The organism is Actinomadura coerulea, assembly GCF_014208105.1.
In the GTDB taxonomy this organism is placed as follows: Bacteria; Actinomycetota; Actinomycetes; order Streptosporangiales; family Streptosporangiaceae; genus Spirillospora; species Spirillospora coerulea.
On the sequence record NZ_JACHMQ010000001.1, the window covers coordinates 4,037,905 to 4,052,774 of the forward strand.

15 protein-coding genes are annotated in these 14,870 nt (G+C 73.8%); 11 read left to right on the forward strand and 4 right to left on the reverse strand.

What is annotated here, in order from left to right; translation table 11 throughout:
* Positions 1 to 192 precede the first annotated feature (192 nt).
* On the reverse strand, positions 193 to 981 hold the full coding sequence (locus BKA00_RS18485; RefSeq protein ID WP_185026654.1) for a DeoR/GlpR family DNA-binding transcription regulator: 789 nt from the start codon (positions 979 to 981) through the stop codon (positions 193 to 195).
* Between the two features lie 264 nt (positions 982 to 1,245).
* Here BKA00_RS18485 and BKA00_RS18490 point away from each other — a divergent pair, with 264 nt between their 5' ends.
* The 6 genes from BKA00_RS18490 (at position 1,246) to BKA00_RS18515 (ending at position 7,108) form a co-directional block, all read left to right on the forward strand.
* On the forward strand, positions 1,246 to 2,469 hold the full coding sequence (locus BKA00_RS18490) for a cytochrome P450 family protein (RefSeq protein WP_185026656.1): 1,224 nt from the start codon (positions 1,246 to 1,248) through the stop codon (positions 2,467 to 2,469).
* Between the two features lie 224 nt (positions 2,470 to 2,693).
* Positions 2,694 to 4,361: a sensor histidine kinase gene (locus tag BKA00_RS18495; protein WP_185026658.1), complete on the forward strand. Its 1,668-nt coding sequence runs from the start codon at positions 2,694 to 2,696 to the stop codon at positions 4,359 to 4,361.
* A 129-nt stretch (positions 4,362 to 4,490) separates the two neighbouring features.
* Positions 4,491 to 4,895, forward strand: a complete 405-nt coding sequence (locus tag BKA00_RS18500) for a roadblock/LC7 domain-containing protein (protein WP_185026660.1) — start codon at positions 4,491 to 4,493, stop codon at positions 4,893 to 4,895.
* Positions 4,892 to 5,254: a DUF742 domain-containing protein gene (locus BKA00_RS18505; protein WP_185026662.1), complete on the forward strand. Its 363-nt coding sequence runs from the start codon at positions 4,892 to 4,894 to the stop codon at positions 5,252 to 5,254. Before BKA00_RS18500 ends, BKA00_RS18505 begins: the two co-directional genes overlap by 4 nt.
* A complete protein-coding gene (locus tag BKA00_RS18510; protein ID WP_185026664.1) occupies positions 5,235 to 5,876 on the forward strand; it encodes a GTP-binding protein in 642 nt (213 codons plus the stop codon). Before BKA00_RS18505 ends, BKA00_RS18510 begins: the two co-directional genes overlap by 20 nt.
* On the forward strand, positions 5,873 to 7,108 hold the full coding sequence (locus tag BKA00_RS18515) for a cytochrome P450 (RefSeq protein WP_185026666.1): 1,236 nt from the start codon (positions 5,873 to 5,875) through the stop codon (positions 7,106 to 7,108). The genes BKA00_RS18510 and BKA00_RS18515 overlap by 4 nt, the downstream gene beginning before the upstream one ends.
* Here the strand turns inward: BKA00_RS18515 and BKA00_RS18520 are convergent.
* From BKA00_RS18520 to BKA00_RS18530, 3 genes are read right to left on the reverse strand one after another with little or no spacing between them, the layout of a single operon-like run.
* Positions 7,083 to 8,012 (reverse strand): cytochrome c oxidase assembly protein, encoded by a 930-nt coding sequence (locus BKA00_RS18520; protein ID WP_230298540.1) that lies wholly within the window; start codon positions 8,010 to 8,012, stop codon positions 7,083 to 7,085. The genes BKA00_RS18515 and BKA00_RS18520 overlap by 26 nt on opposite strands.
* Positions 8,009 to 8,569, reverse strand: coding sequence for a DUF2243 domain-containing protein (locus BKA00_RS18525; RefSeq protein WP_185026668.1), 561 nt, complete (start codon positions 8,567 to 8,569; stop codon positions 8,009 to 8,011). Before BKA00_RS18525 ends, BKA00_RS18520 begins: the two co-directional genes overlap by 4 nt.
* A 12-nt stretch (positions 8,570 to 8,581) precedes the next feature.
* A complete protein-coding gene (locus BKA00_RS18530) occupies positions 8,582 to 9,706 on the reverse strand; it encodes an enolase C-terminal domain-like protein (RefSeq protein WP_185026671.1) in 1,125 nt (374 codons plus the stop codon).
* Between the two features lie 98 nt (positions 9,707 to 9,804).
* Here BKA00_RS18530 and BKA00_RS18535 point away from each other — a divergent pair, with 98 nt between their 5' ends.
* The 5 genes from BKA00_RS18535 (at position 9,805) to BKA00_RS18555 (ending at position 14,840) form a co-directional block, all read left to right on the forward strand.
* A complete protein-coding gene (locus BKA00_RS18535) occupies positions 9,805 to 10,968 on the forward strand; it encodes an acyl-CoA dehydrogenase family protein (RefSeq protein ID WP_185026673.1) in 1,164 nt (387 codons plus the stop codon).
* A 31-nt stretch (positions 10,969 to 10,999) separates the two neighbouring features.
* Complete coding sequence (locus BKA00_RS39910) at positions 11,000 to 11,569, forward strand: TetR/AcrR family transcriptional regulator (RefSeq protein ID WP_185026675.1); 570 nt, start codon at positions 11,000 to 11,002, stop codon at positions 11,567 to 11,569.
* Between the two features lie 258 nt (positions 11,570 to 11,827).
* Positions 11,828 to 12,352 carry a MarR family winged helix-turn-helix transcriptional regulator gene (locus BKA00_RS39040; protein WP_185026677.1) on the forward strand — a complete coding sequence of 175 codons (525 nt, stop codon included), beginning with the start codon at positions 11,828 to 11,830 and terminating at the stop codon, positions 12,350 to 12,352.
* Between the two features lie 264 nt (positions 12,353 to 12,616).
* The gene (locus BKA00_RS18550) at positions 12,617 to 14,023 is read left to right on the forward strand and encodes a PP2C family protein-serine/threonine phosphatase (protein WP_185026679.1); all 1,407 of its coding nucleotides are present in this window, start codon (positions 12,617 to 12,619) and stop codon (positions 14,021 to 14,023) included.
* Positions 14,024 to 14,102: 79 nt separating this feature from the next.
* The gene (locus BKA00_RS18555) at positions 14,103 to 14,840 is read left to right on the forward strand and encodes an SCO6745 family protein (protein WP_185026681.1); all 738 of its coding nucleotides are present in this window, start codon (positions 14,103 to 14,105) and stop codon (positions 14,838 to 14,840) included.
* Positions 14,841 to 14,870 lie beyond the last annotated feature (30 nt).

A 14,870-nucleotide genomic window follows, 5' to 3' on the forward strand; every position in this document is an offset into this window, starting at 1 on the left:
CACTCCGATCGCAATCCCAACAAGGTGGGCTGTGAAGTTAACGTTAAAAATGTGAGCTTGAGAGTAGGAGGGCGCTGATCAGGGTGTCAAGGTCCGGGATCGGGTCGATTCCGGCGGTGCCGAACCCGTGCGGGGACGCCGTCACCGGCGCGATCAGGGGGTGTCCGGTGGGCGTCCGGCCCGGCGGGACCGTCAGGCCGTCGCCAGCTCGTAGGCCACCTTGTGCTCGTCGAGCCCGCGCAGCGCGTCGGCCCCGGCGCCGTCGTCGACGATGACGCGGTCGAACGCCGACAGCGGCGCCACCCGGTGCAGCGCCACCCGGCTGAGCTTGGAGTGGTCGATCAGCAGCACGCTGCGGGCGGCCGCGCCGAGCATCGCGCGCTTCACCGACACGATGCGCTGCTCCTGGTGGAAGGCGAACCCGCCGGACACCGCGGAGGTCGACACGAAGCACAGGTCCACGTTGAGCGCCTCGATCGCGTCAACGCACGAGACCCCGAGGAACGAGTCGTGCAGCGGGTCGTAGTCGCCGCCGAGCGCCATCAGCCGGATGTCGCGCTCGGCGGACAGCAGGTTGACGGCCTGCAGGAAGTTGGTGACGACGGTCAGGGGCGCCACGCCGGCCAGCCTGCGCGCCAGCGCCAGCGCCGTGGTGGAGTCGTCGAGCATGACCGCCATGCCCGGCTCCACCATCTCGGCGGCCCTGGCGGCGATGGCGTCCTTGGCGGGCCGCATCGACTTCATCCGGTAGGCGACGCTGCTCTCGAACACCCCGGACGGCTGCGCGGTCACCCCGCCGCGGTGCTTGCGGACGACGCCCTGGCGCGCGAGCTCGTCGAGGTCGCGGTGGATCGTCATGAGGCTGACGCCGAAGCGCTCGGCGAGCCCGGCGGCCGAGACCGACCCGGCGGACAGGACGATGTCGGCGATGTCCTGCCGGCGCCGCTCCGGTCCGCGCGCGCCTCCGCCCTGCTCGACCATCCGGAACCTCCCGTGGCCGGCGCGCGCGACGGGCTGTCGGCGGAGGCCGGGCGCCACACAAGGTAACACGTTCGGATGATCTGTTAACACACGGGTCAGCCGAGTTGACGTCACCCGTTGGACCGCCGCGCCCGGCACGGGTTCGTCCGCTGCGAGTACCACACGAAATGACATAACACCTATTTAGTGAAAATCTTGCCGCGCGGTGATCACAGAGGAAAGGATGGTCCATCTGTCACTTACCTCATCTCCGAATGGGACAGAATGACGACGAGCCCCCTGCCCCCCTTCCCCGCCGCGAACGAGAACCCGCTCGACACCTGCCGTCGGCTGCGGGAGATCGCTCCCGTGGTCGAGGTGGAGTTCCCCGGCGGCGTCCCCGCCTACCTGGCGCTGACCCACGACGCCGTCCGGGAGATCCTCGCCGGGGACAACCGCACCTTCCTGCGCGACCCGCGCCACTGGCCCGCCCTGCACGACGGGTCGATCCCCGAGGACTGGCCGCTGCGCGCCATCGTCGAGGGCGGCCACCTGTCCACCAAGGACGGCGCCGACCACCGCCGGCTGCGCGGCCTGATCGGCAAGGCGTTCACGCCCGCGCGGGTGCAGGCGCTGGAGCCGCGCGTCCAGCAGATCGTGGAGGGCCTGCTCGACGACGTCGTGTCCGCGGGCGAGGTCGTCGACCTGGTCCCCGCCTTCACCGAGGCGCTGCCGATGTGGGTGATCTGCGAGCTGTTCGGCGTCCCCGCCGAGGACCGCCCCCGGATGCGCGAGTGGACCGCGACGCTGCTCGCGCACACCACTCCGCCGGAGGAGGCGTTCGCGACGCAGAACGCCCTTCAGGCCTACCTGCACCAACTGGCCGAGAGCAAGCAGAGGGAACCCGGCGACGACCTCACCTCCGACCTGGTCGAGGCCCGCGACGAGGGCGACCGGCTCACCACCGACGAACTGGTCGGCGTGCTGTGGCTGATGCTCGTCGCCGGGCACGAGACCACCGTCCACCTGCTCGGGCACGCCATCGTGGCGCTGTCCCAGAACCCCGACCAGCTGGAACTGGCCAAGGCCGGGGACCGGTGGGCCGACGTGGTCGAGGAGACCCTGCGCTACCGCCACTCGGTGATGATGACGAGCTGGCGCTTCACCGCGAAGGAAGTGACCATCGCCGGGGTCCGCGTCCCCGAGGGCCAGGCCGTCGGGGTGGCCTTCCAGGCCGCCGGCCTCGACCCGGCGGAGCACGGCGAGAGCGCGGAGCGGTTCGACATCACCCGGGAGTCCAACGGGCGCGTCGGCTTCGGCCACGGCCCCCGGTACTGCATCGGCGCGTCGCTGGCCCGCCTGGAGGGCCGGCTGGCGCTCGCCGCGCTGTACCGGCGGCTGCCGGACCTCACCCTCGCCGTCGACCCGGACGACATCCCCTACTCGCCGTCGTTCTTCACGGTCGGCCCGCTCAGCCTGCCGGTCAGCCTCGGCCCCGTCCGGCCCTGAGCCCCCACCCCGGTCCGGCGGCCGGGCCGCCGGACCGGAGGCGTGCGAGCACGCGGCGCGCCCGCACGCCATGCGACCGGGGAAGATCACCCTTTTTCTTGTGATCACCTGTGCGCCCCGGCGTTTTGGTGCATCCTTGTCACGCCTTATACCGATATGACCACCGTGCAGCGGGTCGAGAAAGTCCTGCGCGCCAGTCACCGACGCTCACAGGGACACGAGGGATGGCAACAGGAGCGGATCGAGCACGCACCGAGCGCGCCGCGCTGGAACGCGCCTTCTGGGTCTGGCTGATCGTGGCGATCGTCAGCGGCGGCGCGTGGCTGGGGGCGCTCCTCGCCGTGGACGAGGCAGCGCGGACCATCGTCGCCCTCGGCGGCGGGGCGGGGACGCTCCTGGTGAGCATCGCCGTCGGGGCCGCGGCCTACTACGCCGAGTGCGCGCGGGCCGCCCGCGCGCGGCTGGCCCGGGTCGAGAGCGAGAGCGACCTCCTGGAGCGCAGGCTCCAGGAACTGGTCGACGGACCGCTCCCGGCGCTGATCGAGCGGCTCCACGCCGGAGCGGCGCCGGACGAGACCCTGGCCGAGCTGCAGGCCGTCCCGAACCACCTGCTGGGCCGCCTGGTGCGCCTGGTCGCCGAGGGCGTCGCCGCGAGCGAGCGGCACGCGTCCCGGGCCGAGGGCGAGCTGGCCGCGCTGGAGGAGGAGGTCGACCGGCTCGCCGACTCGACGCTGCCCGCCCTGATCGAACGGATCCGCGGCGACCGCGCCTCGGCCGCCGCCGTGCTGGCCGAGTTCCCGGCGCCCGCGCACGCGGCGCTCGACCGGCTCCTGCGCGCGCTCGCCGACGACGTGGCCGCCGGGGAGCGCACCCGGGCGGCGGCCATGGCCGCCTCCGCGGCCGCGGCGGCGCGGATCCAGGCGCAGACGACCCGCATGCTCGCCCAGCTCCGGGAGCTGGAGGACCGCTACAGCGAGGACGAGGTCTTCGGCGACCTGCTCGACCTCGACCACCACGTCTCCCAGATGGGGCGCCTGGCCGACAGCATCGCGCTGCTCAGCGGCGGGCGCTCGGGGCGCCGCTGGACCAAGCCCATCGTCCTGGAGAGCGTCATCCGCGGCGCCATGGGGCGGATCGCGTCCTACCAGCGCGTCCAGTACCACTCGACCAGCACCGCCGCCATCGCCGGGTTCGCGGCCGAGGGCGTCATGCACGCGCTGGCCGAACTGATGGACAACGCCGCCAACTTCTCCCCTCACGGCTCGGCCGTGCACGTCTACGCGGAGGAGGAGGACGCCGGGATCGTCATCACGGTCGAGGACAGCGGGCTCGGCATGCGCCAGCGCGAGCGCGAGCGCGCCGAGCGGCTGGTCTCCGAGGCCGCCGACCTGACGTCGCTGCCCGGCACCCGGCTGGGCCTCGCGGTGGTCGGGCGGCTGGCGGGCAAGCACGGCCTGCGGATCAACTTCCGGCCGTCCTCGCGCGGCGGCGTCGGCGTCGTCGTGCTGATCCCGCGCCAGCTCGTCACCCACTCCTCCGGCGGCGCCGGAGCGGGCACCCTGGCGGAGTCCATCCGCAACGCGCCGAGGAGCACCGGCGCCCACGCCCGCGGACCGGCCCGCGAACCCGCCCCCGCCATGGCCGCCGCGGCGGCGCCCGCGGCCACCGCGGCGGACGCCGCCGACCCGGCCGCGTACCTGCCCAAGCGCCGTCGCGGCGCCACGCTCACCGACGTGGTGGAGCCGCAGGAGGCCCCGCCGCCCCTCCCCCGCGACCCGGGGGCCCGGTTCGCCGCGTTCCGCGCGTCCACATCGGGGAGCCACCGGACGACCGGCGGCGCCGAGACCGGCGACGCCGAGCAGGTCCCGTCCACCGAAGACCCCGATCAGTAGCTCATGACCCGGCGCCCGTCCCGCGGACGGGCGCCGGCCGACCGGTCCCGGCGGCCTCGTCCGGACCGCAGGATCGACAGATAGGAGGCAGGGGCCCGCGTCTGCGGCGGACGGCGCCCCGTGATCTTGATGAGCACCGATGAGCGTCGACTCGACTGGCTGCTGACGTCCCTCGCCGAACGGGCCCCCGGCGTCCAGCACGTCCTGGTGCTGTCCCGGGACGGCCTGAAGATCTGCCACACCCCCGGTCTGAACAACGACCGGGCCGACCAGCTCGCGGCCATCGCCTCGGGCATCCAGAGCCTGTCCATGACCGCCTCCCACGAGTTCGGCCAGGGCGTCGGCGCCGGCCAGGCGATGGTGGAGTTCCCGGGCGGGCTGCTGCTGATCATCCCGGCCGGCGAGGGCGCGCACCTCGCCGTCGTGGCCCGCGACGACGCCGACGTCGGCCTGGTCGGGCACAGCATGAACGAGCTCGTGGAGCAGATCGGCGGCTATCTGACCGCGGCTCCGCGCACGTCCGCGTCGAGATGAACCCGCGCCCCCTGGATCTCGACGATCCGGACCGGCTGTACACCGTGACCGGTGGCCGCAGCCGGGCCGCGGACGCCGACCTCGACCTCGTCACGCTGATCGTCGCGGAGAACGACCCGGCGCCGGGCATGCAGTCCGAGCACGTCGCGATCCTGCGGCTGTGCCGGAACGAGCCGGTGGCCGTCGTCGAGCTGTCCTCCCACCTGCGGCTGCCGGTGAGCGTCGTGAAGATCCTCCTGCTCGACCTGCGCGACACCGGCCACATCACCGTCCGCCATCCGACGTCGGCCTCCGCGACGACCCACCTGGCCGACCTGGACACCCTGAAGGAGGTGCTCGTTGGACTCAAAGCCCTCTGACCGCGCACCGGCCCCGGCGACCGCGGGCGGCGTTCCGCTGCGCAGCAGCGTCCGGGACGCGCTGAAGATCGTGATCGTGGGCGGGTTCGGCGTCGGGAAGACCACCATGGTCGGCTCGATCTCCGAGATCCGCCCGCTGAGCACCGAGGAGGTCATGACGAAGGCGGGCGTCGGCATCGACGACCCGAGCGGCGTCGCCGACAAGCGGACCACCACGGTCGCCTTCGACTTCGGCCGGATCTCCCTGGACGCCCACCGCGTGCTCTACCTGTTCGGCGCCCCCGGCCAGCAGCGGTTCTGGTTCATCTGGGACCAGTTGTTCTCCGGCAGCCTGGGCGCGGTGGTGCTGGTGGACACGCGCCGCCTGGAGGAGTCCTTCTACCCGCTCGACCGGCTGGAGCATCACAAGATGCCGTTCGTGGTGGCCGTCAACCGGTTCGAGGGCCCCGAGCCGCGCCCCTCGCTCGACCTGGTCCGCGACGCGCTGTCCCTTCCCGAGGGCGTCCCCCTGGTCGACTGCGACGCCCGGCAGCGCGAGTCCTCCAAGAGCGTGCTGATCACGCTCGTCCGGCACCTCACCACCCTCCACGACCCCGCCGCGCTCCAGGAGGCCGCGCAGTGACCGACGAGACCGTCCGGCCCCCCGCCGACGAGAACGCCGTCCGCCTGTACGGGGAGGACTTCGACCAGCGGCCGAAGGACTTCTTCGAACGGATGCGGCGCGAGCACGGCCCCGTCGTGCCCGTCCTGCTCGAGGGCGACATCCCCGCCTGGTACGTGATCGGGTACCGGGAGGTCAACCACGTCACCGGCAACCCCGCGCTGTTCGCCCGCGACACCCGCCGCTGGAACGCCTGGGACATGGTCCCGGAGAACTGGTCGCTGCTGCCGTTCGTCGGCTGGAACCCCTCGGTGATGCTCGCCGAGGGCGAGGAGCACCACCGGCGCAGCGCGGCGATCAGCGACGCGCTGGACGCGGTCGACCGCACCGAGCTGGCGGGCATCTGCGAGCGCGTCGCCGACCATCTGATCGACGAGTTCGCGGGGGACGGCGAGGCCGACCTCGGCAGCCAGTTCGCCGACCGGCTTCCCCCGATGGTGATGGTGGGGATCTTCGGCGTCCCCGACGCCGAGGTGCCGGACATGATCCGCGACATCCAGGCCGTGGCGGGCTCCGACGAGAGCGCCGTCGCGGCCTACCAGCGGCTCCAGGAGACCATGCGCCGGCTGGCCGAGACCCGCAGGGCGCACCCCGGCGCGGACGTCACCTCCCGCCTGCTCCAGCACCCCGCCGGCTACACCGTCGACGAGCTGATCAGCGACCTGATCCCCATGCTCAGCGCCGGGACCCTGCCGACCGGCCACTGGATCGGCAACACGCTGCGGCTGATGCTGGTGGACGACCAGTTCGCCGTGACGCTCCAGGGCGGCCGCGGCAGCGTCACGCAGGCCCTGAACCAGGTGCTGTGGGAGGACACCCCGTCCCAGAACAACATCGGCCGCTTCGCCGTGCGCTCCTGCGAGCTGGCCGGCCGCAAGATCCGTCCGGGCGACATGCTGATCCTCGGCTGGGCCGCGGCCAACGCCGACCCCCAGGTCCAGCCGCCCGCGCAGGGCGCGAGCGCCGGCAACCGCGCCCACCTGTCGTTCGGCCACGGCGACCACGGCTGCCCCTACCCCGCCCCGGAGCTCGCCGAGGTCGTCGCCAGGACGGCGGTCGAGGTCCTGCTCGACCGCCTGCCCGACATCGAACTCGCCGTCAAACCGGACGAACTCCTGTGGCTCCCGTCGTTCTGGGTCCGCCGCCTGGCCTCCCTCCCCGTCAGGTTCACCCCGGCCATGACTCCCCACTGACCCCCTGACCGGCCCGCCCTCCGGCGCCCGTAAAGGGTTTTGCCCGGCTCTCACGGCCCGCCGATCCTGGATCGATGGACCCCGAGAACGCCGGAACGGGGCGCTCGGCTGGGCGGTGGGCGGGGCGCCAGGTGGCGACGAGGGCGAAGGCGAGCAGGAGTTCGGCGATGTCGCCGCCGTAGTACATGAGCTCGGCGCCGCCGCGGACCTGGGCGATGGGCGCGTGGATGTCGATGAGGAAACCGCCGTAGACGAGCTGGGAGACGGTCGCGTGCACGGCGACCGCCACGCCCAGGACCACCAGCCGCGCCAGGACGCCGGGACGGGACGGGGCGGGGTCCGGGCCCGCGATGACCCAGGCGAACAGGCAGCCCGAGAGCAGGAAGTGGACGTGCAGCGCCATGTGCAGCCCCGCGTCTTCCATCGTGGCGTTGTACAGCGGGGTGAAGTACACCAGGGGCAGGGTGCCCGCGCTCAGCACCAGCGCGGTCACCGGGTGGGCCAGGATCCGCAGGGGGAGGCTGCGCAGGACGCCGGTCAGACGCCTGGCGCGGGAGGCGGGAACGGCCCGCAGAAGGACGGTGATCGGGGCGCCCAGCACCAGCGCCGGCGGCGCGTACATGCCGATGATGAGGTGCTGGAGCATGTGCCCGCGGAAGTCGCGACCGGCGAAGGCGTCCACGGGGCCCGACAGAGCGATGGCGAGCAGCGCGCAGCCGGTCAGGAACGCCGCGGCGCGCGTCCGTCCCGGTCCCCGCGCCGGGTTCCGGCGGCGGCCCCGCCACCACAGCGCCAGGTAGCAGGCCGCGATGAGCCCGACGGCCGCCAGGGGCAGGAAGGTCTCCAGGGAGAACGCGCCCCCGCCGTGTTCGTGCATCGGGTGACCGCGCATCTCGGGGGTCATCCGACAGGTCCAGGGTGCGGCGGGCGCGTCGCGGACGGGGTCTGCGGCTTGGCGGTGCGCTGGACGAGGTAGCCGGCGGCGACCAGCACGACGCCCAGCAGCAGGAACCCGACGTCCCACCAGATCTGGTGAGGGCCGCCGTGGACGTGGTGGATGCCCAGTATCTGGTGGTCGATGATTCCTTCGACCACGTTGAACAGGCCCCAGCCGACCAGGATCCAGCCCCACAGCGCCGGTGAGGTCCACACCCGGCGGCGGTCCCGCGTGACCCGCGAGTAAAGGAGGGCGAGGCCGGTCAGGACCGACAGCCAGCACACGACGTGGAAGATGCCGTCCCACACCGTGTTCATCTCCAGTCCCGACACGGTGTGCGGCGAGTAGTACTTCACCCCGATGTTGTCGGTGTTGGTACTGGTCAGCATGTGGTGCCACTGGAGCAGCTGGTGCAGCAGGATGCCGTCGACGAACCCGCCGAGCCCCACCCCGAGGACGATCCCCGGCAGTCGCAGGTTCACCGGCGTCACGTCGGCGCGGCCTTCTCGGACGGTCGCGGTCATCTCTCTCCGATCTCAGCGGCTTCCGTGGGTGCGGTAGGGCTCGGCGTCGCTCCACCTGACCTCCAGGCCCAGGCCGGGACGGCCGGGGTCGGGGACGAGGGCGCCGTCCGCCGGGGTGAGCGTTCCGTCGAAGACCACGTGCTCGACGCGCACGTGGTCGTGGAAGTACTCCAGATGGCGCAGGCGGTCGACCGCGCAGAACGCGTGCGCGGACACCGCCGGGGCGCAGTGCGCCGACAGGTCGGTCTGCCGCGCGGCGGACAGCCCCGCGACCTGGAGCAGGCCCGTGATGCCGCCGCACCGGGTGACGTCGGCCTGGAGGCAGTCCACGGCGGGGCCGTCGAGCAGGTCGGCGAAGTCCCTGAGCACGAATCCGTACTCCCCCGCCGCGACCTCCAGCCGCCCGGGGCCCTCCTCGCGGACGAGGCGCAGGCCCGCGAGGTCGTCGGAGCTCACCGGCTCCTCGAACCAGCGCACGTCCCACTCCTCGGCGAACCGCCGCGCCCAGTACAGGGCGTCCTTGCGGGTCAGGGCCCCGTTGGCGTCGGCGAACAGTTCGGCGCGGTCCCCGATGGCGTCCCGGACGGCGGTGAGGCGCCGCGGGTCCTCGTCCGGACGCCGCGAGACCTTCAGCTTGACGCGCGGGATGCCCTGCTCGACCCAGCCGGCGAGCTGGGCGGCCAGCCGGTCCAGGGGGTAGTTGGTGAAGCCTCCGCTGCCGTAGACGGGCACCCGGTCGTGGAAGGCCGGCAGCACCCTGAACAGCGGGAGCCCCAGCAGCTTCGCCTTGAGGTCCCAGAGCGCGACGTCCACGGCCGAGACCGCCATCGCGCCCGCGCCGGGCCGCCCGGCGTTGCGGATCGCGGCGGACATCCGCTCCCAGGCCGCGGGTGGTGCGAGCGCGTCGGCGCCCCGCACCGCGGGCGCGAGAGCGGACTCCACGAACGCGGCGACCGACACGTCGCCGTAGGTGTAGCCGAGCCCGGTCCGCCCGCCCGCGCGCGCCTCGACGAGGACGAGGGTCGTGGAGTCCCAGCGGAGCGTGCCGTCCTCCTCGCCGCCGCCGGGGCCGTCGGTGGGCACCTCGAAGGCGTGCACCCGGACGCCGTCGACTTCGGCGTCGGCCCGCGAACGCATCGTCGCCTCCCTCCGTCGGCGTCTACCTACCGCTGGGAACCGGGCTAAACCGAGGAGGGGGTTACCCCGGACCATACCTGTGAGTATGGTTCCGTACCATGGAGTATGGAGACGGGATCGCGCGCCGTGTGCGGGACCTGGCGCCGACGCTCGCCGAACGCGCGCGGGCCGCCGAGGAGGCGCGGCGGCTGCCCGACGAGACCATCGCCGACCTGGCCGCGACCGGGCTCTTCGGAATGCTGGTGCCGGAGCGGTTCGGCGGGGCCGAGCGCGGGTTCGAGGAGATGGCGGCGGCCTGCCGGGAGGCGGGCGCCGGGTGCGCCTCGACGGGGTGGCTGTCGGTCATCTACACGCTGCACAACTGGATGGTCGGGCTCTTCCCCGAGCGGGCGCAGGCCGAGGTCTGGGCGGACCGGCCGTACGCGCTGATCCCGTGCGTCCTCGCGCCGACCGGGACGGCGGCGCCCGCGGACGGCGGGCACCGGGTCACCGGGCGCTGGTCGTGGGGCAGCGGGGTGATGCACGCCGGGTACGTCATGGTCATGGCGCTGGCCGCCGCGGGCGAGGCGATCGAGCCGAGGCTGTTCCTGCTGCCGCGCGAGGAGGTGGCCGTCCACGACGTCTGGCACACCAGCGGGATGCGGGGCACCGGCAGCAACGACGTCGAGGTGGCGGACGTGTTCGTCCCGGCGCACCGGTCGGTGCCGCTCGCCGACCTGGCGGAGGGGCGCTCGCCCGGCTCCCTCGTCAACCCCGCGGCGCTCTACCGGACGCCGCTCGTGCCCGTGTTCGCGCTGACCGGTGCCGCGCCCGTGCTCGGCGCGGCCGAGGGCGTGCTGGCCCGGTTCGCCGAACGGACACGGGGCCGGGTGGCGGCCTACTCCGGCGAGCGGCAGCGCGAGACGGCCGGCGCGCAGGTCCGGCTCGCGTCGGCGACCGCGGACCTGGCCGCCGCCCGGCTGCTGCTGGAGGACGCCCTGCGCGGCGTCGTCCGCGCCGTGGCGGAGGGGAACTGCGACCTGCGGCGGCGTGCCCGGGCCCGGCTGGTGGCGGCGCACGTCGCCGGGACCGCGCGGCGGGTCGTCAACGACCTGTGCTCGGCGTCCGGGGCGAGCGCGCAGTTCACCGACTCCCCTTTCCAGCGGGCGCAGCGGGACGTGAATACGATCACCGGGCACGTGGTGTTCGAACCGGACGCGGCGTACGCCCTCTACGGCAGGATCGAGCTGGGGCTGGACCCCGGCCCGGTGACCCTGGTGTGACGGCGTCCGCGCCGTGGAGGCAGGGGGTGGGATGACGGCCCGCACGAGGACGGCCGGCGCGAAGGCCGCGCGGCCCAGGGTGGCGCGGCGCGACTGGATCGAGGCCGCCTACGGCGAGCTGGCCCGCGCCGGCGAGCGGGGTGTGGCGATCACCACGCTGGCGGCCCGGCTCGGCGTCACCAAGGGCAGCTTCTACTGGCACTTCCGGGACCGCCCGGAGCTGATGCGGGCACTGCTGGACCGGTGGGCGCACGAGCGGACCGACGAGGTGCTGGGGCTGGCGCTCGGCAGCACCGCCGACCCGCGCGAGCGGCTGCGGCGCATCCAGGCGCTCGGCCGCGACGTCGCGCCGATCGACCGGGCGATGCGGCTGTGGGCCCAGGACGAGCCCGCGGCGGAGGAGGCGGTGCGGCACGCCGACCGGGCGCTGCTCGGGCACATCGCCGCTTGCCTGGAGGATCTGGGCTTCGACGAGGAGGAGGCCGGCCTGCGAGCGCAGCTCATGCTACGAGTCTGGGTCGGCGGCTACCTGGTCGAAGAACCAGCCCTCGCCCCCCACGACCGCATGCTGGAGATCCTCCTAGGTGACGAGGGGCGTTGACTTGCGGCGTGTTGCCCTTCTGAGAGCGCTCTTAGGGGCAACACGCCGCAAGCCAACGTGGTGGGGGTGCTGCGCGTCGCGCGGTTTCCGCCTCCGCCGCAGGCCGCCGGGGGCGCGGCCGTGCAACGCGACGGCCCGAGCCCCTATCGTGGTACCGCCCGCGACCGTACCGCCCGGCCCTGACCGGGGGCGGCGCGGCGGGGCCACCGGGGGCGAGTGAGATGCCGCCGGCGGGGACTCCGTGCGAAAGGCTGGGGTGTGAGTCAGCGACTACCGCGGCCGTCAGGCGAAGAGCAGGCGGGAGAAGGACACGGCGCCGTCCCGGACGACGTCGCGGTCGCCGTGGAACGCGTGCTGAGCTCGACGGCGCTGCTCTGGAACCGTGCCGACCAGGGCCTCGAACCCGCCATCTCGCCGATCCAGCTGCGCGCCGTCGAGGTGATCGCGCGGTTCGGCCGGCTGAACCTCGGCGGGCTCGCGGAGGAGCTGGGCGCGATCCCCTCGTCCACGAGCCGGCTCTGCGACCGGCTGGAGGCGGCCGGGCTGATCGCGCGGGAGACCGCCCGCGCCGACCGGCGCGAGATCGTGCTGCGGCTGACCGACCAGGGCGAACGCCTGCACGCCCAGCTGGTCCGGCGGCGCCGCGCGGCGGTGCGGGACGTGCTGGCGCAGATGTCTCCGGCGTCCCGGGCCCGGCTGCTGGACGCGCTCACCGAGTTCGGCCAGGCGAGCGAGCGGGGCGAGCGCGGCGGGAGGGGGATAGCCGGATCCCGGACGGCTTGACCGCCGCCCGCCCGCCCCGGCGCGACCCCCTTCATCCGCGGCTCGATATCAAGTATTTGCCATACGGCAAACTCTTTGGCAGTCTTCCCCTGCGGTCCTGCGTCCGAGACGCGGCGGACCCGATGGAAGAGCCGCATTCCAGCGGTTGGACGGCCGGTCGAGGGGGGCACGGCCGTTCCCGCGGCCCGGCGCACCAGAACCGGACCGCGCCTGGGACGCGGCCGCGTCCGGCGCGTCGGCAGGCATGATGAGGATGAGGTCGCGATGAGTACGCACGGCCGCCCGGCCAGGGATGAGCAGGGTCGCCCGGCCAGGGATGAACAGGGTCGCCCGCCCAGAGATGAGCGGGGCCGGCCCACCGGGGCCGGGGGAAGGCGCACGGCCAGGGTCGAGCGGGCGCTTCGCGCGGCCCCGGCGTACGCGCTGCCCGAGGTGCTGGCGGCGACGCTCTCGCGGGAGTACCCCGCGGTGTCCGCCGCCCGGCTCCTGGTCTGCGACTACCACTCGCGCGCCCTGATGGCGGTCGCGCCGCTTCTGGCCCTGCCCCACCCGGACAGCCTGGCCCTGACCGTCCCGGACGGTGACGTGTCGGCCGCCGAGGAGGTGACCGAGGAGATCGCGGAGGCGATCGGGATCCGGCAGAGCCCGGCCGGGCGGTCGTTCGTCACCGGCCGGGTCCTCTCCTCCCCCGAGGGCGACGGGGCCGGGGCCGGCGAGACCACGACCTACGTACCGGTCCGTGCGCGGGGCGAGCGGATCGGCGTCCTGGAGATCGGCTCGTCCGCGCCCTGGAGCGCGGACGAGGTCGGCGAGCTGGCCGAGATCGGCGAGCTCGTCGGCAGCGCGCTGAAGGTCGCGTGGAACCGGACCGACCGGTACGAGCGGGCCAGGCGGCGGCACCGCCTCACCCTCGCCGCGGAGCTGCAGTGGCAGCTCCTGCCCGGCCACGCCCACGCGGACGACTCGTTCAGCCTCGCGGGGCATCTGGAGCCGGCCTACTCGATCGGCGGGGACAACTTCGACTGGTCCGTCGAGCACGACCACCTGGCGCTGACCGTGACCAACGGCTCGGGCACCGGCATCAGCGCGGCGCTGCTGACGTCGCTGACCGTCGGCGCGCTGCGCAACGCCCGCCGGTCGGGCGCCGACCTCGGCGAGCAGGCGAGCCTCGCCAACGACATGGTGCACGTGCGGCACGGCGGCCGCGAGTTCACCGAGACCCTCGTCATGCGGATCGACCTCGCCGAGGGGGTCGTGCACGTCATCGACGCGGGGTCCCCCCGGATCCTCCTGCTGCGCGGCGCCGAGGTGGCGGCGGTGCCGCTGGAGCAGCAGATGCCCCTCGGCATGTTCCCCGACACCGAGTACCGGCCGCAGCGGTTCTCGCTCGAACCCGGCGACCGGCTGGTCATCGTCAGCGACGGCGTCTTCGCGGCGAGGGCCCCGGCCGGCGAGTACGGGACGCACCTGCTGGAGCAGGCCACCCGGCGCAGCCGGCTGCAGCCCGCGGCGGAGGTCCCGCTGACCGTGATCGACGAGCTCATCGAGTTCCACGAGGGCAGCGACCTCGCCGACGACGCCGTCGTGGTGTGCTTCGACTGGCACCGCCCGCCCGGCGGCTCCTCGCCCGACGCGCCCGGCAGGGCCGTGCGGGGCGAGTCCGCGATCTAGCCGGGGACCGCCCTCGTGGCGCCCCCGCCCAGGCAGTAACCTTCCGGTTACTTGACGGCGAGGAACCGGGAGAGCGTCGATGGGCGAACTGAGCGCCGCGGACACCGTCCGCTCCGCCGACAGGATCATTCACGGTGTCGGGTCGCGGTGGATGCTGTCGCGCGGGACGGCGGAGCACGGCAAGAAGCAGGGGTACGGCAATCCGTTCGCGTACTACTTCGCCGGGCGCGGCGGGGTGCTCGGCGACGTCGACGCCGACGTCGTCGCGGCGGCGCTCGGCTGGTTCGAGCCGGGGTTCGTCCGCGCCCAGTGGGACGAGGGCGTCGCCGTCGCCGGCGCGCGCGAGGCGACGCGGCGGTACGCCCTCGGGTGCGCGGCCTGGGGCGAGTCGCACCTGCCGGACGACCCGCGCCTGTGCGAGCTGGCCGAGCGCGTCGCGCGCGCCGCCGACGGGTCGGGCCTGCCGCTGTTCTGCGGCTGGCGCGCCGAACCGCTGCCGGACGGCGCCCGGGCCCGGCTCATGCAGCTGGTGCAGGTGCTGCGGGAGCTGCGCGGCGGGCTGCATCTCGTCGCGACGACCTCTGTCGGGCTCTCCCCGCTGGAGGCGATCCTGACCCAGGACGGGCCGGACACCGCGCGCTTCTTCGGCTGGCAGGGCGACCTTCCCGACTGCGCGGCGCTCCGGCCGCGCCGGGCCGAGGCGGAGGAGATCACCGACCGGCTCTCCGCCGCCGTCTACGAGCGGGCGCTGTCCCCGTCCGAGCGCGCCGAGTTCGCGGAGCGGATGGGCGCGGTCGGCGCCGCCGTCCTGCGCTGACACCGTCTCGGCGAACCTCGCCGCGTTCGC